This is a genomic window from Amycolatopsis sp. NBC_01307 (genome assembly GCF_035975215.1).
In the GTDB taxonomy this organism is placed as follows: domain Bacteria; phylum Actinomycetota; class Actinomycetes; order Mycobacteriales; family Pseudonocardiaceae; genus Amycolatopsis.
Map to the genome: position 1 here is coordinate 2,689,957 of NZ_CP108403.1, position 15,455 is coordinate 2,705,411.

Below are 15,455 nucleotides of genomic sequence, written 5' to 3' on the forward strand. Positions count from 1 at the left end.
ACCCAGACAGTCGGCTCGCGAACTCCGCCGGACGACACGCTGCCCGAGTTCGCCTTGCCGTGTCGTCCTTCCAATCACACGTGTCGACTCCCCAAACACGCGAGCCGACCCTCCAAACACGTGAACCGACCGTCCAGGCACGCGAGCCGACTCCCTGGGTACGTGAGCCGACCCTCCAGGTACGCGAGTCGACCCTCCGGGTACGCGGGTCGGGCGGTGGGGGACCTTGGCACGACGGCAACTCGGCGACGAGTGACGGGTTGCCGTCACTCGTCGCCGAGTACCTGCACCGGAGTCCGCGCTCCCGGCCGAGCCGCTCCCGTGGCCGGCCGGGGCCCGGCAGTGGGGCCGGGCGGCGGTCTCCGGTCAGCTCGTCCGGTCCAGGACCTCCGCTTCCCGCGTCGCGGCGGTGGCGAGGTCCCGGGCCAGCGCCTGGGTCGCCGGGTCGGCGCCCGCGGTCTGTTCGCCCTTCGCCAGCACCACGATCTGCTTCGAGTGCGCCCGCAGCAACGCGACGAGCCGCTGGTCGAAGTCGCCGCCGTGGCTGGTCCGGAGCGCGACCAGGTCGGCTTCGGTGATCATCCCCGGCATCTGGTGTCCACTGTGGACGTTTCCGGCCGGCAACCCCGCCCGGTCACGAGCCGCCCGCAGGCGGGTCAGGAACCCGTCCTGGGCCGGCTCGAGCGCCGAGGCGGCGGACCGCACGGCGGTGCTCGCCGCGTGGTCCGCCGCCAGGTGGGCCGCGGTGACGGCGTTCTCCGTCATCGGCACGGTCAGCTGCAACCACGCGATGTCGGTCGGGTTGAACGCCCCGGAGCCGGAACCCGCCCCGGGGCCGGGCGGCGGCGCCGGGGCCGCCGGCACGGCGGTGGTGGCACACCCGCCCATGGACATCGCCACCACCACCACCACCGCGACCACCGGCGTCCGCCGCCTCACGGCCGGCCGGGCAGCCGGTAGTTCGGACCGAGGACGGTGCCGCGGTCCGGTTTGTAGAGGTCGAACCCGCGCGGGTCGCACTGGAGCCCGCCGTTGATGCAGTGCGTGACCAGCGCGGCGAGGGTGGGCGGGTCCCACGCGTTGAAGAAGTCGTAGTGCCACGAATACCCGCGCCCGCTGGCCAGGTGGACGCCGGACATGTCACCGCTGACCGGGAACGCGATCTTGAACTCCAGCATCGGCACCGCGACCGGGTGGTCGGCCGGGCACGTCAGCGTCGTCTTGTCCGGGTAGGCCATGTGGCTCTTGTGATCGGCGGAGTCCAGGTGGACGCCGTCCCAGCAGCTCGGGGCCTGGTACCGGATGTTCAGCTGGCTGCCCGGCGTGCACTGCACCGGGATGTCCCAGTTGTGGAAGCTGTCCCCGCACTCCCAGCCCTCGATCGCGCCGGGCGCGTTCTGGAACTGGTCCTGCGTGGCCGTGACCGTCCCGGCGACGTAACGCAGGCCGGGCGGGAACGGCACGACCTTGGTGTAGTCGAGGATGCCGGACTTGTAGTACACGACCTGCGCGAAGTTCGGCAGGATCACCTGGTTGCCGTTGTAGACCGTCGGGAACCAGTACGCCGACAGGTCGTCGGGCGCCAGGCAGGTCGTGTTGCCCACGCCTGCGGCTTGCAGCGACTGGGTCGTCGTGGCCGCGTTGGTGGTCTTGTTGCCGATGAACGTGTGGTCGTGCGACGCGCCGGGCAGCCCGGGAAAAACGATCGGGTCGTCCGGCTGGTGGTGGCTGGGGGAGCAGTTGACCTGGAACTCGTGGTGCGTCACCAGGTTGTCGGCTCCGGCCGGCGACGACGTCGCCGCGGTCAGGAAGGCGCCTGCCAGCACGGTGGCGGCGGTGCAGGCGAGGAGCGCGGCTTTCGATGCCAAGGGTCCTCCACGGTGAGGGTGCCTGAGGAATGGGAGAGCGCTCTCCAAGAGCATGCGCACCGTGCTGCCACCCTGTCAAGGAGTACCCGCATCCCGGCGCGGACGGGCATTGTCCGTTTCCAGACGGGAAGCTTGACAACGCGGGCCGCCGTGACGAACGATCGGCCGTGCCGGAGAGCGCTCTCCAACCTCCGTCCCCCTTTCGCGCGGGAGTCATCGTGGACCGACCGTTGCCCCTTCGTGCCGTCCCGGCACTCGTGGTCCTGCTGGTACTGGGCCTGCTAGCCGGCCCGACCCCGGCACACGCCGCGACGTTGTTATCCCAAGGCAGACCCGTGACCGCCTCCAGCAGCGAAGGCGCGTCGACGCCGGCGTCCGCCGCGGTCGACGGCAACGCGGGCACCCGCTGGGCCAGCGCCTGGAGCGACCCGCAGTGGCTGCAGGTCGACCTCGGCGCCGCCGCCGACATCAGCCAGGTGACCCTGAACTGGGAATCCGCCTACGCGACGGCGTACGAGATCCAGGTGTCCGACAACGCGTCGTCGTGGACCTCGATCTACAGCACGACGACGGCGACCGGTGGCGTGCAGAACCTCGCCGTCAGCGGCCACGGCCGGTACGTGCGCTTCTACGGCACCCACCGGGTCGGCGGCTACGGCTACTCGCTCTGGGAGTTCCAGGTCAGCGGCACCCCGGGCACGACGACGCCGGGCGGCCCCGGCGTCACGAAGGTGACCGGCAGCCAGGGCAACTGGCAGCTGAGCGTCGACGGCCAGCCGTGGACGGTCAAGGGCCTCACCTGGGGCCCGCCGGTGAGCGAAGCCGCGTCGCGGATGCCGGAGCTGCACTCGATCGGCGTCAACACCGTCCGCACCTGGGGCACCGACGGCAGCAGCCAGCCGCTGCTGGACGCCGCCGCGGCCAACGGGATCAAGGTCGTCGCCGGCTTCTGGCTGCAGCCCGGCGGCGGGCCGGGCAGCGGCGGCTGCGTCGACTACACCACCGACACGACCTACAAGAACACGATGCTCGGCGAGATCCAGAAGTGGGTCAACGCGTACAAGGGCAACGCCGGCGTGCTCATGTGGAACGTCGGGAACGAGTCGATCCTCGGCATGCAGAACTGCTACTCCGGCACGCTGCTGGAGCAGAACCGCATCGCCTACGCCCGGTTCGTCGACCAAGCCGCGCAGGCGATCCACGCGATCGACGCCAACCACCCGGTCACCTCGACCGACGCCTGGACCGGCGCGTGGCCGTACTACAAGGCCTACACGCCGAACCTCGACCTGTACTCCGTGAACTCCTACGCGCAGGTCTGCCAGGTCAAGCAGGACTGGATCAACGGCGGTTACACGAAGCCCTACATCATCACCGAGACCGGCCCGGCCGGCGAGTGGGAGGTCCCGAACGACGTCAACGGCGTCCCGGCCGAGCCCACCGACCAGCAGAAGCGCGACGGCTACACGAACGCCTGGAACTGCGTGCTGGCCCACCCGGGCGTGGCGCTCGGCGCGACGTTGTTCCACTACGGCAGCGAAGGCGACTTCGGCGGCGTCTGGTTCAACATCACCACGGGCAACGAGAAGCGGCTCTCCTGGTACGCCGTCCGCAAGATCTACAGTGGACAGACCGGCGGCAACACGCCCCCGGTGATCTCGTCGATGAACCTCAGCCGCACCACCGACGTCCCGGCCGGCGGCACCTTCACCGTGACGGCGAACGTGTCCGATCCGGACGGTGACTCGATCACCTACACCATGGGCTACAACAGCAAGTACATCAACAACGCGGCCGGCCTGATCCCGGCGCAGTTCACCGGCAACGGCACGTTCACCGTGACCGCGCCGCAGGACCTCGGCGTCTGGAAGATCTACCTCTACGCCCGCGACGGGCACGGCAACGTCGGCATCGAGACGCGCTCGCTGCGCGTGGTCGCGCCGCCGGTGCCGGGCACCAACCTGGCCCGCGGCGCGGCGACCACGGCGTCGACCTACCAGGCCGACGGCCCCGGCGCGCCCTACCCGCCGCAGGCCGCGACCGACGGCAACCAGGCGACGCGCTGGGCGAGCGCGTGGGCCGACCCGCAGTGGCTGCAGGTCGACCTGGGCAGCCGGCAGGCGTTCAACCACGTCCAGCTGGTCTGGGAGTCGGCGTTCGGCAAGGCGTACGAGATCCAGGTCAGCGACGACGGGGCGAACTGGCGCTCGGTCTACGGCACCACGACCGGGGACGGCGGCGCCGACGACCTCGCGGTCTCGGCGACCGCCCGGTACGTGCGGGTGAACGCCACCCAGCGCGGGACGGCGTACGGGTATTCGGTGTACGAGTTCGGCGTCTACCGGAGCTGATGACAGACGGTGGTGGCCCCTCCCGCGCCGGGAGGGGCCACTGTCGTCGGATCCGTGGGGGACGGCGGCACTTTGCCGCGCCACACTGCGTGGTCCGCCATGGCGGACACCGTGACCCCTATCGTGCCGTCGTCCCGCGCTGGGCGGGCTGATCGTCGCGCTCCGCCCCGCCGCAGACTTCGACCGCGAAGTCGTCGAACTGCCACGGCTGCGCGACGACCTCACGAAGCCGGCGGGCGCGCACTGAACGGAAGAGGGCCGGCGCGGGGTCGCGGGTTCGGCGCGTGGCCACCCCCAGCGGCCACGTGAGTCACCTCGCGGCCGCCGAGCCGGCCCGGGCTGGTGTTCCGTTTCCGAAACACCTACCGTCGGTATCGTAGTCTTTCCGGTACATGCTGTGTCAAGTTTTCGGGACAGCTAGGCTGGCTGTTGTCACGTTTCGCGGTTGAGGGTGGTGTGCGGTGAGCGAGGAGCGCAGTTTCGCCGAACGGCTGGCGCACTTGATCGCGACCGTGCACCCGCCGGACCGCAAGCCCTACTCCTACCGGGAGATCGCGCACGGCGTCGCGGAGCAGACCGGCGTCACGATGTCGGCGACCCACGTGCAGCAGCTCGCCGTCGGCGCGCGCAAGGACCCCAAGCGGTCCCACATCCAGGCGCTGGCCCAGTTCTTCGGCGTGCCGGTGACCTACTTCTTCGACGACGAGGTGGCCGGCGAGGTCGACAAGCAGGTCGAGGACGTCGTGGCCTGGCGTGACGGCGAGGCCCGGAAGATGGCGCAGCGGGCGATGCAGCTCTCGCCGCGCGATCGCGAGACCGTGACCGCCCTGATGGACCAGCTCGGCAGCTACGACGAGACCCGCCGCCGCGAGGGCCGGCGCCGGAAGCCTGAGTGACGTGCGTGCGGTGAACGGTCGGCTACGATGACGTCGTCCGTGATCGCGCCCCGGTGCACCCGGCTGGCGCCCGCTCAGCGGGGAGGGCCCATCGACGCGCACGGCCTGACGAAGCTGCGAGCCGGGGCCCGCGCCCGGGTGCTGGCGGTGCTCACCGCCGTCCCGCTGCCGCGGCCGTGGTCGATGAACCGCTGGGTCGACGGCCTGGAGGCGTGGCGCGGCCGCGAAATCGACCTCGTGCCGGTCGAGTACCGGCCCGGCCAGCCGTCCGGCGCCTGGCAGGCCCGCCCGGCCTACGACCTGATCGCCTACACCGAGCACACGTCGGCGCTGCACCAGGACCACATCATCGCCCACGAGCTCGCCCACATGCTGTGCGCGCACACCGGCAGCTGCCTGATGTCGGAGTCCGAAGCCGCCGAGCTCGCCCCCGATCTGGCGCCGCGCGCGCTGTCGCACCTGCTCACGCGCGTGACGAGCGGCCGCGACGAGTACGAGGCCGAACTGATCGCCGTGCTGCTGATGAGCGCGGCGACGAGCGAACCGCTCGCCGTCCAGCCCGGTGCGTCCGGCCGTGCGGCGGACCAGGCGAGACGGCTGGCGGCGCTGCTGGGATAGTCCGGTCCCGTGATCGACATTCTGTTCCTCGGGGTCGGGCTCTTCGCGCTGGCCGTCGGGATCTGGCGCGCCGTGCGGGCGCGGCGGACCGGCGCCGGTGCGGGGCTCGCCGTTTCGCTCATCGCGCTCGGCGCGGCGTTCTGCTTCCTCTCCAATCGTGCGCAGGTCCTGGAGAGCGAGCTGTACCCGAGCCTCGGGCGGCTGCTCTCGAACCTCGCGACCATGGTCGCGGCCTACGGGATCGGGCTGACCGTCGCGGAGATCAGCGGCACCCGCGACCGCGGCCGGCGCACCCGGCTCGTCGCACTGGCCACGGCGTTGACCCTGCTGGTGGTGATGTTCTTCAGCACGCCGGACCTGCCGCGCGGCATCGGGTTGTTCGACGAGCTGTACCGGACCCACCCGACGCTCGTCGTGTACGTCTTCGCCTACACCGTCTACCTCGGGTTCGCGGTGCTCGACATCGGGATCGTGTCGGCGGTGACGATCCGGGCGAGCGGCGGCGCGTTGCGCGCCGGGCTCGCCTTGCTGCTGCTGGCGTCCGCGTTCGCCGTCGCCTACCTCGGCGGGAAGGTCGTCGCGACGATCAAGGCCCTGCAGGCCGACCACCCGGCCAAGGCGTTGTGCGCCGGGCCGTTCTCGACGCTGCCGTGCGCGCTCGACGTCGGCTTCCCGGCCGTGTCGGTGCTGCTGATCGTGCTGGGGCTGACGATCCCGTCGATCCCGGGGCTGGCGGCCGGCCGCCGCGACGCGCGGACCCTGCGTGTGCTGCGGCCGCTGCGTGAGCACCTCACCCGCCGGTTCCCGGAGATCGTCCGCATCGACCCGGGTGGCCCGTCGCGCCGCGAACGGCTGCTGACGGCGATGAGCGAGACCAACGACGGCCTGATCCTCGCCGGGGTGACGCCGGAGCTGGCGGCGACGGCGGCCGCGCGGCTGGTGCGCGACCTGCCGGACGAGCCGGGGGAGACCGCGCCGCCGGTCGCCGGTGCGGAACCGTTCGCCGCGGACGTCGCGCGGCTGCGGGCGATCGCGCAGGCCTACCGGAGCGGCACCACCGGGTGAGTCACGTGCCGAACGGCGCGGTGAGTCGGGTTTCCCAGCCCTCGTCGTCGAGAGCGACCAGGTGCAGGGCCTCCGCGCGGGCGGCCAGCGGGAGCAGCGGCCGGACCTCGGCCGCGACCCGCTCGAGGTCGGCGTCGGTCCCGCCCATCGCGACGGTCAGGTGAGCGTCGGGCGTCGCGCCGAACCGGCCGCCGTAGGGCGGGACGTCCGGCCAGCGCGCGCAGACCGCGTCCGCGATCGCCTGCAACGCGGGCACGGGGATCGCCGAGAAACCCGGCGCGGTGACCAGTTCGGTGAGCGGGACGCTGACCGGCGCGGCGGCGGCGGCCAGCGCGCGCACGGCGTCGAGGACCTCGTCGGTCACCTCGGACGCGGGGAGGAACGGGTACAGCGCCGTCACGTGCGCGGGCAGGCCGGGGCGGACCAGCTCGGGGGCGGTGCGCCGGGCCGCGGCGACCACGGGCTCGGCGGCGGGCAGCAGGATCACCAGCGCGGTGGTTCCGGGTCGGGGCACCTTCGCATCATGGCAGTGCGCCCGGTCGGGCCGCCGCCCGCGGCAGCACAGGCGCGCGGACCAGCGGGGTCCCTCGGAACGGAACCCGCTCAGGCGGCGGCGCTTTCCGGGAACCGGCTCGCGCGGGACAGGGCCAGGCTGCGGCGGCACAGTGCGACCAGCTCGTCGTTCGCGCGGCTGCGCGGGCTGCGGCCGCAGAGCCCGCAGCGGATGGCGACCTCGCCGGTGAGCTCGTCCACCGCGACCAGGGCCTGGTGGTCGCACCGGCGGCACCAGCGGTAGCCGATCGCGGAGTTGGCGTGCACCGGGGACGAGACGCACTCGTGCAGCCAGCGGCGGTGCGTCCGGCAGGTGACCCGGTCGGTCGGGTCGAGCCCGCCGGTGTCCTCCACCCGGTCCTCGCGGGCCAGCGTCGTGGCCAGCAGCGGCTGGCGCGGGGCGGCCGGCCTGTCCTGCGGGTTCGGCCCGGCCCACGCGTGGTGGTCGCCGCAGCGGCACTTCTCGGTCATGTCGCTCCCAAGTTCCGGTAAGTCGATGTCTTCGAGTGTGGGCGCGGTCACGCACGGGGACTACCGGGAAAACGCTCAGTTTCGCCCAACGGCGCGACGGTGACGGCGGACGGACGAGCGGATTTCGGCGCGCGGATATGCGAACATATGTTCTATGACCGCCGAGGGCCCCATCCTCCACGCCGACCTCGACTCCTTCTACGCGTCGGTCGAGCAGCGCGACGACCCGGGGCTGAAGGGCCGGCCGGTCATCGTCGGCGGCGGGGTGGTGCTGGCCGCGAGTTACGAGGCCAAGGCCTACGGCGTGCGCACCGCGATGGGTGGCGCGCAGGCCCGGCGGCTGTGCCCGCACGCCGTCGTCGTGCCGCCCCGGATGTCGGCCTACTCGGCCGCGAGCAAGGCGGTGTTCGAGGTCTTCCGCGACACCACCCCGCTGGTGGAGGGCATTTCCATCGACGAAGCCTTCCTCGACGTCGGCGGATTGGCCAAGATCGCCGGACGGCCGAGCGCGGTCGCCGAGCGGCTGCGGCGGGCGGTCGCCGAGCGGGCCGGGCTGCCGATCACCGTCGGCGTTGCACGGACGAAGTTCCTCGCCAAGGTCGCCAGCCGGGTGGCGAAGCCGGACGGCCTGCTCGTCGTGCCGCACGACGCGGAGCTGGCGTTCCTGCACCCGCTGCCGGTCGGCGCGCTGTGGGGCGTCGGGAAGGTGACCGAGGAGAAGCTGCGCGCGTGCGGGATCACCACGGTGGGCCAGCTGGCCGCGTCCGAGCCGGTGGACCTCGCCGGCCTGCTGGGCCGCGGCGCCGGGCGGCACCTGCACGCGCTGGCGCACAACCGCGACCCGCGCGTGGTCGAGACCGGCGTGCGGCGCCGGTCGATCGGCGCCCAGCGGGCCCTCGGGCGCGGCCGGCGGACCCCCGCCGAACTCGACGTCGTCCTCGTGGCCCTGATCGACCGCATCGCCCGGCGGCTGCGCGCCGCCCACCGCATCTGCCGCACGGTGACGATCCGCCTGCGCTTCGCCGACTTCACCCGGGCGACGCGCTCGTGCACGCTGACCGAGCCGACCGAGGGCACCGGCCGGCTGCTCGCCGCGGCGCGCGAGCTCCTGGAGGCCGCGCTGCCGCTGATCGCCGACCGCGGGATCACGCTGCTCGGCGCGTCCCTGTCCAACCTGACCGGTGACGACCACGTCCAGCTGGCCCTCCCGTTCGAACGCCAGCGGGCCACCCAGCTCGACACGGCCGTGGACTCGGTGCGGGACCGGTTCGGGAAAGCGGCCGTCACCCGCGCGGTTCTGCTGGGCCGTCCGGCCGAGCCGGAGATGCCGCTGCTGCCCGATTGACAGAGAAGCGCGACGGTGCGTCGGGAAAGTGTTCAGCTTTCCCGGGGTGGTGCGGGAATGCGCCCGTGGGTCAGGTGGGAAAGCCGGCTCGGCTTCAGCGCGTCGTCGCGATTCCACTCATCCGCGCCCACGCTGCCGCGCTGACCGGTCTGTTCGATCACTTCGAAACCGGTGCCGCGCAGGAGATCCGCCATGACGGCGGGGGAGAGGAACGTCCGCCAGGGCTCACCCTCTTCGGCGGCCATCGGCGCGACGGCTTCGGCGTAACCGTTTCCGGCCGCGTCGCGCAGTTCCGCGGGGAGCAGGTGGTCGGCCACGATTTCCGAGCCGGGGGCGAGGCCGCCGAGCTCGGTCAAGGTCGTCAGGATCGCCGCCCTGGTCAGGTACATGGTGACGCCGAGCCAGCTGACGAACACAGGATGGCGCGGGTCGAGTCCACTCTGGACGAGCCGGTCGGCGAGCGTGTCGGTTTCGAAGTCGACCGCGACGAAGGTCACCGACGGCGGCTCGGTGATGCCCGCGGCTTCCAGGAGTGCGCGTTTGGCCGCTTGGGTCGCGGCCCGGTCGACCTCGAACACGCGGAACCGGACGGGCGGTGTCCGATAAGCGAACGAATCGAGTCCGGCGCCGAGAATCACATACTGGTATATACCGGAATTGGCGCGCAGAAGACGCTCTTCGGTGAACCGGCTGCGGCAGACGGCCTCGGCTCGCGCGCCGGCGAGGACCGGATGGGTGCCGTGGAGCCGGTGATACGCCAGCAGTTCCTCCGCGCGGGCGCCGAGCAGCGGCGCGGCGAGCGGGTCCGAGAAGAGGGGCGGTGCGGCGTCGACGAGCAAATGTGCGGCCCGTGCGGCGGCCGCCGTGAACGCCGTGCGGCTGACACCGGGCGCATTGCCGGGGGAATCGGGCGAAGTCATGCCGCAACGGTACCGATTTGATTTCGAGCATATCACGAAAACAAAAAGTCTACAAGATCACGCCCATTTCGACTAGGTTGCGATCACGTCTGTACGCGGGCGGCCCCGGCGCCCGAGCGGCCATTGTGGACGCCCCGCGTGCTTGACGGGATTCGACAGGTTAGGGTCTGTCCGACCGTGTTCTGGAGAAGATGAGGAACGACGAACCATGGCGCAACGGGTGCACGTCGAGATGGTGGACGACCTCGACGGGAGCGAGGCGAACCAGACCGTCCCCTTCGCTCTCGACGGGGTGAGCTTCGAGATCGACCTCTCCGAGGAGAACGCTTCGGCGCTGCGGGACGAGCTCGCCCGCTACGTCGGCGCCGCACGGCGCATCGGCGGCCGCAAGGTCCGCCTCGCGACGGGCCAGTCGCTGACGGGCGCGTCGGGCTCGGGCACCGACCGCGAGCGCAACCGGCAGATCCGGGAGTGGGCGCAGGACAACGGCTACGAGGTAGCCGAGCGCGGCCGCCTCTCCAGCGAGATCATCGCCGGTTTCGAGGAACACCAGGCCGCGGCGGCCGAACCGGCAGAAGCCAAGCCGGCCCGCAAGCGCGCAACCCGCAAGAAGGCCTGACGCGGATCCCGTGCTGTGCAAGGGGTCCGGCGCCTGAGGGCGCCGGCCACCCGAAGCGCGGTCGCGTCAAGGAAGTTCCGGACGCCGGGTGCCGGCCTGGAAAAGCGCTGCCCACAGCGCGGATCCCGGTAGGCACCCGGCGAACTGCTTGTCTCATCCTGCTGGATGATTGAGTTGAGCGTCGGGAAAGTCGATCGGTCCGGCGCGCAAGGCCGGTCGGCCGAGAAGAGCCCGGCGCGCCGCCACGTCTTGAGGAGGCGATCGCCGCTTCCGCAGGGCTGCTGCGGCACGCGCCGGCACGACCGCGGCGCGGTTTCAGGCCATGACGATGGTGTCCGGTGGGCAGGCGGAGCGTTCCGCTGATCGAGTTGCTGCTGGCCGTGGAGGGTCCGCCGCGATGGTGCCCGGCCGACAGGCTGAGTGCTCCGCCGATTGAATTGCTGCGGTAGGCCGAGAGTCCGGCGCGATGGCGCCCGGCGGGCAGGCTGAATGTTCCGCTGACCGGGTTGCCGCTGTAGATCGAGGAGTCCGGCGCGATGGTCCCCGGCGGGCAGGCTGAGCGTGCCGTCGATCGAGGTGCTGCTGCAGGCCGAGAAGGGCCCGGGGCCGAGGTGTCCGGTGGGCTACCTGAGTGCCCCGCCGATCGAGTTGTCGTTGTAGGGCGAGTAGTCCGGCGCCATGGGTGCCCGGCCGGCAAGTTGAGCGCCACGCCGACCGAGTCGCCGCTGCAGGCCGATGCGGCCGTCGTCAAACCCGCTCCCGAGCCACGCCTCTCACGGTGTCCCGCTCCGGACGTCGTGTCGGACTGAAGTCTGCTGCTTCCTCGGCGTGACCACATCGGACCCTCTGGCGGTCCGGCCTGCGATGATCGGCTGGAAAACCGGCACTTCCCAGGTGCCCAAAGGCTTGTCGGAGGGGGTCTCCGCTGGCCAGACTGTCAGTGCTCCTACGCGGCCGGTACCGCGCCGGAGCACCGGCCCGGTGGCCGCCTCCTCCCTCGATGGCCACCGGGCCGCCTTTCCGTCCGGCGCCAGGCGCGGGCCACCCCGGAATCCCCGCACCGCACCGAAACCCGTGCTCGCGGCGCGTCCGGCTCACGAAATTCGCAGCACGGACCGCCGAACGGGTCCGGTGGGTGGACATCGCCGCCGTCAAAGGCGCACACTCTGACTACTCCATACTGCATACAATCGGCAGTCGAACGGGTGGTGGTCGTGATGTCCCAAGTCCGCGAGCTCCGGGACGTATACGGACGGCGGTACCGGGTCGGGGAGACCGACCTCGAACTGCTCGGCCGGCCGCGCGGCCGGATCACCTGGCTCGCCGCGGCGGGGATGCTCGCCGCCGGGGTGCAGCAGTACGGCTTCGGCGCGATCGTGCCCGAGCTGAGCCGGGCGCACGGCTGGACGTTCGGCGCGATCGTCCTCACCTTCGCGCTGTGGGCGATCTGTCAGGCCGGGGTCGCCTTCCCCGCCGCGTGGCTGCGCGAACGCGGCACACTGCCCGCGCCCGCCGCGATGACGCTCGGCGCGGTCCTGTGCGCCGCCGGGCTGGTCACGCTCGGGCACGCCGGCAGCCTGCTCACCGTGTTCCTCGGCTACTCCGTGCTCGGCGGCCTCGGCACCGGCCTCGTCTACGCCACCTGCGTCGGCGCCGTGCTGGCCTGGTTCCCGGACCGCTCCGGCCCGAGCGCGGGTGTCGTCAGCGGCGCCTTCGCCTGGGGGAGCGTGCCGTTCGTCGTGCTGGCCGCCCTGCTGCCGGACGTCCGCCCGGTGCTGCTCGACGCGACCGCCGCCGTGGTGCTCGTCGTCATCGCCGGGTGCGGCGCCCTGCTGCGCTACCCGCCGCGGCACTGGTGGCCCGCGACGCCGGAACCACGCGCGTGGGCCCTGGACAGGACGTACAACCGGCACCCGGCGATCCGGCACTACCGGCCTGCCGAGCTCTTCCGCTGCGGCACCACCCTCGCGCTGTACCTCGTCGTCGTGCTCGCCGCCGCCGTGCTGTTGTTCGACCTCGCGTACCTGGCGACGTTCGTCGCCGAGCGCAGCGGACCCGGCCTCGCCGCCGCCGCGCTGGCCCTGCTCGCCGCGGCCACCGGGTCCGGCCGGCTGCTCATCGGACGGCTCGCCGACCGGCTCGGCCGCCGCCGGATCCTGCGCCTCGCCCTGCTCGCCGGCGGCGTCGCGCAGTTCGTCCTCTACTACTCGGGCGAGCACCGCCACGCCGTCGGCCTGCTGCTCGGTGTCACGCTGGCCGGGCTCGGCAACGGCTGCTGCTACACGCTGCTGGTCGGTCTGGTCCGCGAGTACTTCGGTGAGGAGTCGGCCCTGCAGAACTTCGGGATCCTGTACAGCGCCAAGGCCGTCGGCGCCGTCGTCGGGGTCGGGCTCGCCGCGGTCGGTCTGCTGGGCGCGTTCGCCGTCGCCGGGGTGCTGAGCCTCGCCGGGGCGCTGCTCACCGGCCGTCTCACCCAGCCCGGCCGGCCGAAGTCCCTGCTGCCCGCGGCGTAGGCCCGGTGGGCGGGGACCTCCCCGCCCACCGGACGCGGGCTCAGCGCGTCGAGTAGGAGTGCGCGCCGGTGCCGGCCAGCTTGCCGCCGTCGACGATCAGGTACTCGTCGCGGATCGGCGACCCCCCGAAGTAGTCCTCCAGGATCTCGCGCGTCCCCGCCGCGTAGCGCGCCTGCGCCGAGAGCGACGACCCGGAGATGTGCGGGGTCATGCCCTGGTACGGCATCGTCCGCCACGGGTGGTCGGCCGGCGCGGGCTGCGGGTACCAGACGTCGCCCGCGTACCCGGCCAGCTGCCCGCTCTCCAGCGCGCGGACCACGGCGTCGCGGTCGGCGATCTTCGCCCGCGCCGTGTTGATCAGGTACGCGCCGCGCTTCATCGACGCGATCAGCTCGTCGCCGAACAGGCCTTCGGTCTCCGGGTGCAGCGGCGCGTTGATCGTCACGACGTCGCAGTGCGGCACCATCTCCGCGGCACTCGGGTGGAAGGTCAGGTTCAGTTCCCGCTCGACCTCGGCCGGCAGCCGGTGCCGGTCGGTGTAGTGCAGGTGGACGTCGAACGGGGCCAGCCGCCGCAGCACGGCGGTGCCGATCCGCCCGGCCGCGACCGTGCCGATGTGCATGCCCTCGACGTCGTAGGAGCGCGCGACGCAGTCGGCGATGTTCCAGCCGCCGTCCAGCACGACCTGGTGCGACGGCAGGTAGTTGCGCACCTGCGAGAGGATCATCATCACGACGTGCTCGGCGACGCTGATGCTGTTGCAGTAGGTGACTTCGGCGACCGTGACGCCGTGGGCGATGGCCGCGTCGAGGTCGACGTGGTCCGAGCCGATCCCGGCCGTGACGGCCAGCTTCAGCTTCGGCGCCCGGGCGATCCGCTCGGGGGTGAGGTAGGCGGGCCAGAACGGCTGGGAGATCACGATCTCGGCGTCGGCGAGCTCGCGGTCGAACTCCGAGCCGTCGCCGTCCTTGTCCGAGGTGACGACGAGCGTGTGTCCCCGCGACTCCAGGAACTTCCGCAGCCCGAGCTCACCGGAGACGCTGCCGAGCAGCTGCCCGGGCGTGAAGTCCACACCCTGCGGGGTGGGCAGGGTCTGGCCGCCGGGGTAGCCGTCCAGGTGCGGCAGGTCGTCTCGCGGGTAGGTCTTCGGGTAGCCGTCCACCGGGTCGTCGTAGAGCACGCACAGCACCTTTGCCACGGCGTCACACTCCAGGTTTTTTGTTGCGGGACAAGTACTTTCACCGTCCTCCGCGCGCGCGAGCGGGTCAACGTGAAGGTTTCTATCCCGGGATAGGCACCGGCTATGGGGCCTGCTCGGCGAGGTGCCGGTGCAGCAGCGCGTCGAGGGTGCCGCGGACGTCGACGCCGCGGACGACCTCCAGCAGCGCGCGGGCGAGGATCGGCTCGGGCGAACCCGCCGTCACCATCAGGCCGATCCGGTGCGATCGCGACGGCGTTTCGAGCGGCACCACCCGCATGCCCGGCGGCACGCCGAACAGGTGCAGCCAGGCGTGGGAGATGACGCTCGACCAGTGGTGGGTGGCGACGTGCGAGTAGAGCGCGGAGACGGTGTCCGTCTCGATCGCCGGCACGACGGTGGCGCCGGCCTCGGCGAACAGCGCGTCGAGCACGCGGCGGTTGCGCATGTGCGGCATGAGCAGGCACAGCGGCAGCGTGGCGACCTCGGCCCAGCGCACCAGCCGGCGTCCGGCCAGCTCGCCGTCGGACGGCGTCAGCAGCAGGTACCGCTCCTCGTAGAGCGGGACGCAGCGCAGCCCGTGCGGTGGTTCTTCGTCCACATAGGTCAGTCCGGCGTCGAGCTCGAACGCGGTCAGCCGGCGGGCGATCTCGTCGGAGGACAACGACTCCAGCGTCACCCGGGCGTGCGGGTGCCGCTCGCAGAAGGGCGCGGTGAGCATCGACATGGCGGTGAGCGCGGTGGGGATGGCGCCGACGCGCAGCACCCCCGAGAGACTGTCGCGCATCGTCGAGAGGTCCTCGTTGAGCGCGTCGCGCTCGGCCAGGATCCGCTGCGCCCACACCAGGACGCGCTCGCCTTCGGGCGTCAACCCGGCATACCGCGCGCCGCGCTGGACGACCTGGGTGCCGAGCTCGCGTTCGAGCTTCCGGATCCCGGCCGAGAGCGACGGCTGGGACACGTGGCACGCCTCGGCGGCCCGGGCGAAGTGTCCCTCACGGGCCAGCGCGACGAGGTATTCGAGCTGGCGCAGCAGCAT

The 15,455-nt window shown here is 72.0% G+C and carries 14 protein-coding genes; 7 read left to right on the top strand and 7 right to left on the bottom strand.

Annotated features, from left to right (window positions below; genetic code table 11):
- Window positions 1-366: 366 nt before the first annotated feature.
- Both OG439_RS11870 and OG439_RS11875 read right to left on the bottom strand, forming a co-directional pair.
- Window positions 367-939 carry a DUF305 domain-containing protein gene (locus OG439_RS11870; RefSeq protein WP_326949440.1) on the bottom strand — a complete coding sequence of 191 codons (573 nt, stop codon included), beginning with the start codon at window positions 937-939 and terminating at the stop codon, window positions 367-369.
- Window positions 936-1,868 carry a DUF1996 domain-containing protein gene (locus OG439_RS11875; protein WP_326949441.1) on the bottom strand — a complete coding sequence of 311 codons (933 nt, stop codon included), beginning with the start codon at window positions 1,866-1,868 and terminating at the stop codon, window positions 936-938. The genes OG439_RS11870 and OG439_RS11875 overlap by 4 nt, the downstream gene beginning before the upstream one ends.
- A 218-nt stretch (window positions 1,869-2,086) precedes the next feature.
- On the opposite strand from OG439_RS11875, the gene OG439_RS11880 reads away from it, so the two are divergent.
- From OG439_RS11880 to OG439_RS11895, 4 genes are all read left to right on the top strand, one after another.
- The gene (locus OG439_RS11880) at window positions 2,087-4,219 is read left to right on the top strand and encodes a discoidin domain-containing protein (protein ID WP_326949442.1); all 2,133 of its coding nucleotides are present in this window, start codon (window positions 2,087-2,089) and stop codon (window positions 4,217-4,219) included.
- Between the two features lie 461 nt (window positions 4,220-4,680).
- A complete protein-coding gene (locus OG439_RS11885) occupies window positions 4,681-5,115 on the top strand; it encodes an XRE family transcriptional regulator (RefSeq protein ID WP_326949443.1) in 435 nt (144 codons plus the stop codon).
- A 27-nt stretch (window positions 5,116-5,142) separates the two neighbouring features.
- A complete protein-coding gene (locus OG439_RS11890; RefSeq protein WP_326949444.1) occupies window positions 5,143-5,733 on the top strand; it encodes a hypothetical protein in 591 nt (196 codons plus the stop codon).
- Window positions 5,734-5,742: 9 nt separating this feature from the next.
- Window positions 5,743-6,798 carry a hypothetical protein gene (locus OG439_RS11895; RefSeq protein ID WP_326949445.1) on the top strand — a complete coding sequence of 352 codons (1,056 nt, stop codon included), beginning with the start codon at window positions 5,743-5,745 and terminating at the stop codon, window positions 6,796-6,798.
- Window position 6,799: 1 nt separating this feature from the next.
- On the opposite strand, the gene OG439_RS11900 is transcribed toward OG439_RS11895, so the two are convergent.
- Both OG439_RS11900 and OG439_RS11905 read right to left on the bottom strand, forming a co-directional pair.
- Window positions 6,800-7,312, bottom strand: coding sequence for a 2'-5' RNA ligase family protein (locus OG439_RS11900; RefSeq protein WP_326949446.1), 513 nt, complete (start codon window positions 7,310-7,312; stop codon window positions 6,800-6,802).
- Between the two features lie 89 nt (window positions 7,313-7,401).
- Window positions 7,402-7,821, bottom strand: coding sequence for a hypothetical protein (locus tag OG439_RS11905; RefSeq protein ID WP_326949447.1), 420 nt, complete (start codon window positions 7,819-7,821; stop codon window positions 7,402-7,404).
- Between the two features lie 154 nt (window positions 7,822-7,975).
- Here OG439_RS11905 and dinB point away from each other — a divergent pair, with 154 nt between their 5' ends.
- Complete coding sequence (gene dinB / locus OG439_RS11910; RefSeq protein WP_326949448.1) at window positions 7,976-9,166, top strand: DNA polymerase IV; 1,191 nt, start codon at window positions 7,976-7,978, stop codon at window positions 9,164-9,166.
- Between the two features lie 32 nt (window positions 9,167-9,198).
- Here dinB and OG439_RS11915 read toward each other — a convergent pair whose 3' ends face one another.
- Complete coding sequence (locus OG439_RS11915; protein WP_326949449.1) at window positions 9,199-10,086, bottom strand: class I SAM-dependent methyltransferase; 888 nt, start codon at window positions 10,084-10,086, stop codon at window positions 9,199-9,201.
- Window positions 10,087-10,294: 208 nt separating this feature from the next.
- Here OG439_RS11915 and OG439_RS11920 point away from each other — a divergent pair, with 208 nt between their 5' ends.
- Together OG439_RS11920 and OG439_RS11925 are read left to right on the top strand one after the other, a co-directional pair.
- On the top strand, window positions 10,295-10,705 hold the full coding sequence (locus tag OG439_RS11920) for a histone-like nucleoid-structuring protein Lsr2 (protein ID WP_247051604.1): 411 nt from the start codon (window positions 10,295-10,297) through the stop codon (window positions 10,703-10,705).
- Between the two features lie 1,217 nt (window positions 10,706-11,922).
- On the top strand, window positions 11,923-13,218 hold the full coding sequence (locus OG439_RS11925) for an OFA family MFS transporter (RefSeq protein WP_326949450.1): 1,296 nt from the start codon (window positions 11,923-11,925) through the stop codon (window positions 13,216-13,218).
- A 40-nt stretch (window positions 13,219-13,258) separates the two neighbouring features.
- Here the strand turns inward: OG439_RS11925 and OG439_RS11930 are convergent, their stop codons facing one another.
- Window positions 13,259-14,416: an NAD-dependent formate dehydrogenase gene (locus OG439_RS11930; protein ID WP_326949451.1), complete on the bottom strand. Its 1,158-nt coding sequence runs from the start codon at window positions 14,414-14,416 to the stop codon at window positions 13,259-13,261.
- 103 nt (window positions 14,417-14,519) lie between these two features.
- On the bottom strand, window positions 14,520-15,455 hold the full coding sequence (locus OG439_RS11935; RefSeq protein WP_326949452.1) for a LysR family transcriptional regulator: 936 nt from the start codon (window positions 15,453-15,455) through the stop codon (window positions 14,520-14,522).

Excerpts from the sequence above, each read along its gene's own strand:
- OG439_RS11890 (WP_326949444.1), top strand. The coding sequence starts at position 5,143 with ATGACGTCGTCCGTGATCGCGCCCCGGTGCACCCGGCTGGCGCCCGCT.
- OG439_RS11905 (WP_326949447.1), bottom strand. The coding sequence starts at position 7,821 with ATGACCGAGAAGTGCCGCTGCGGCGACCACCACGCGTGGGCCGGGCCG.
- dinB (WP_326949448.1), top strand. The coding sequence starts at position 7,976 with ATGACCGCCGAGGGCCCCATCCTCCACGCCGACCTCGACTCCTTCTAC.
- OG439_RS11915 (WP_326949449.1), bottom strand. The coding sequence starts at position 10,086 with ATGACTTCGCCCGATTCCCCCGGCAATGCGCCCGGTGTCAGCCGCACG.
- OG439_RS11920 (WP_247051604.1), top strand. The coding sequence starts at position 10,295 with ATGGCGCAACGGGTGCACGTCGAGATGGTGGACGACCTCGACGGGAGC.
- OG439_RS11925 (WP_326949450.1), top strand. The coding sequence starts at position 11,923 with ATGTCCCAAGTCCGCGAGCTCCGGGACGTATACGGACGGCGGTACCGG.
- OG439_RS11935 (WP_326949452.1), bottom strand. The coding sequence starts at position 15,455 with ATGCTGCTGCGCCAGCTCGAATACCTCGTCGCGCTGGCCCGTGAGGGA.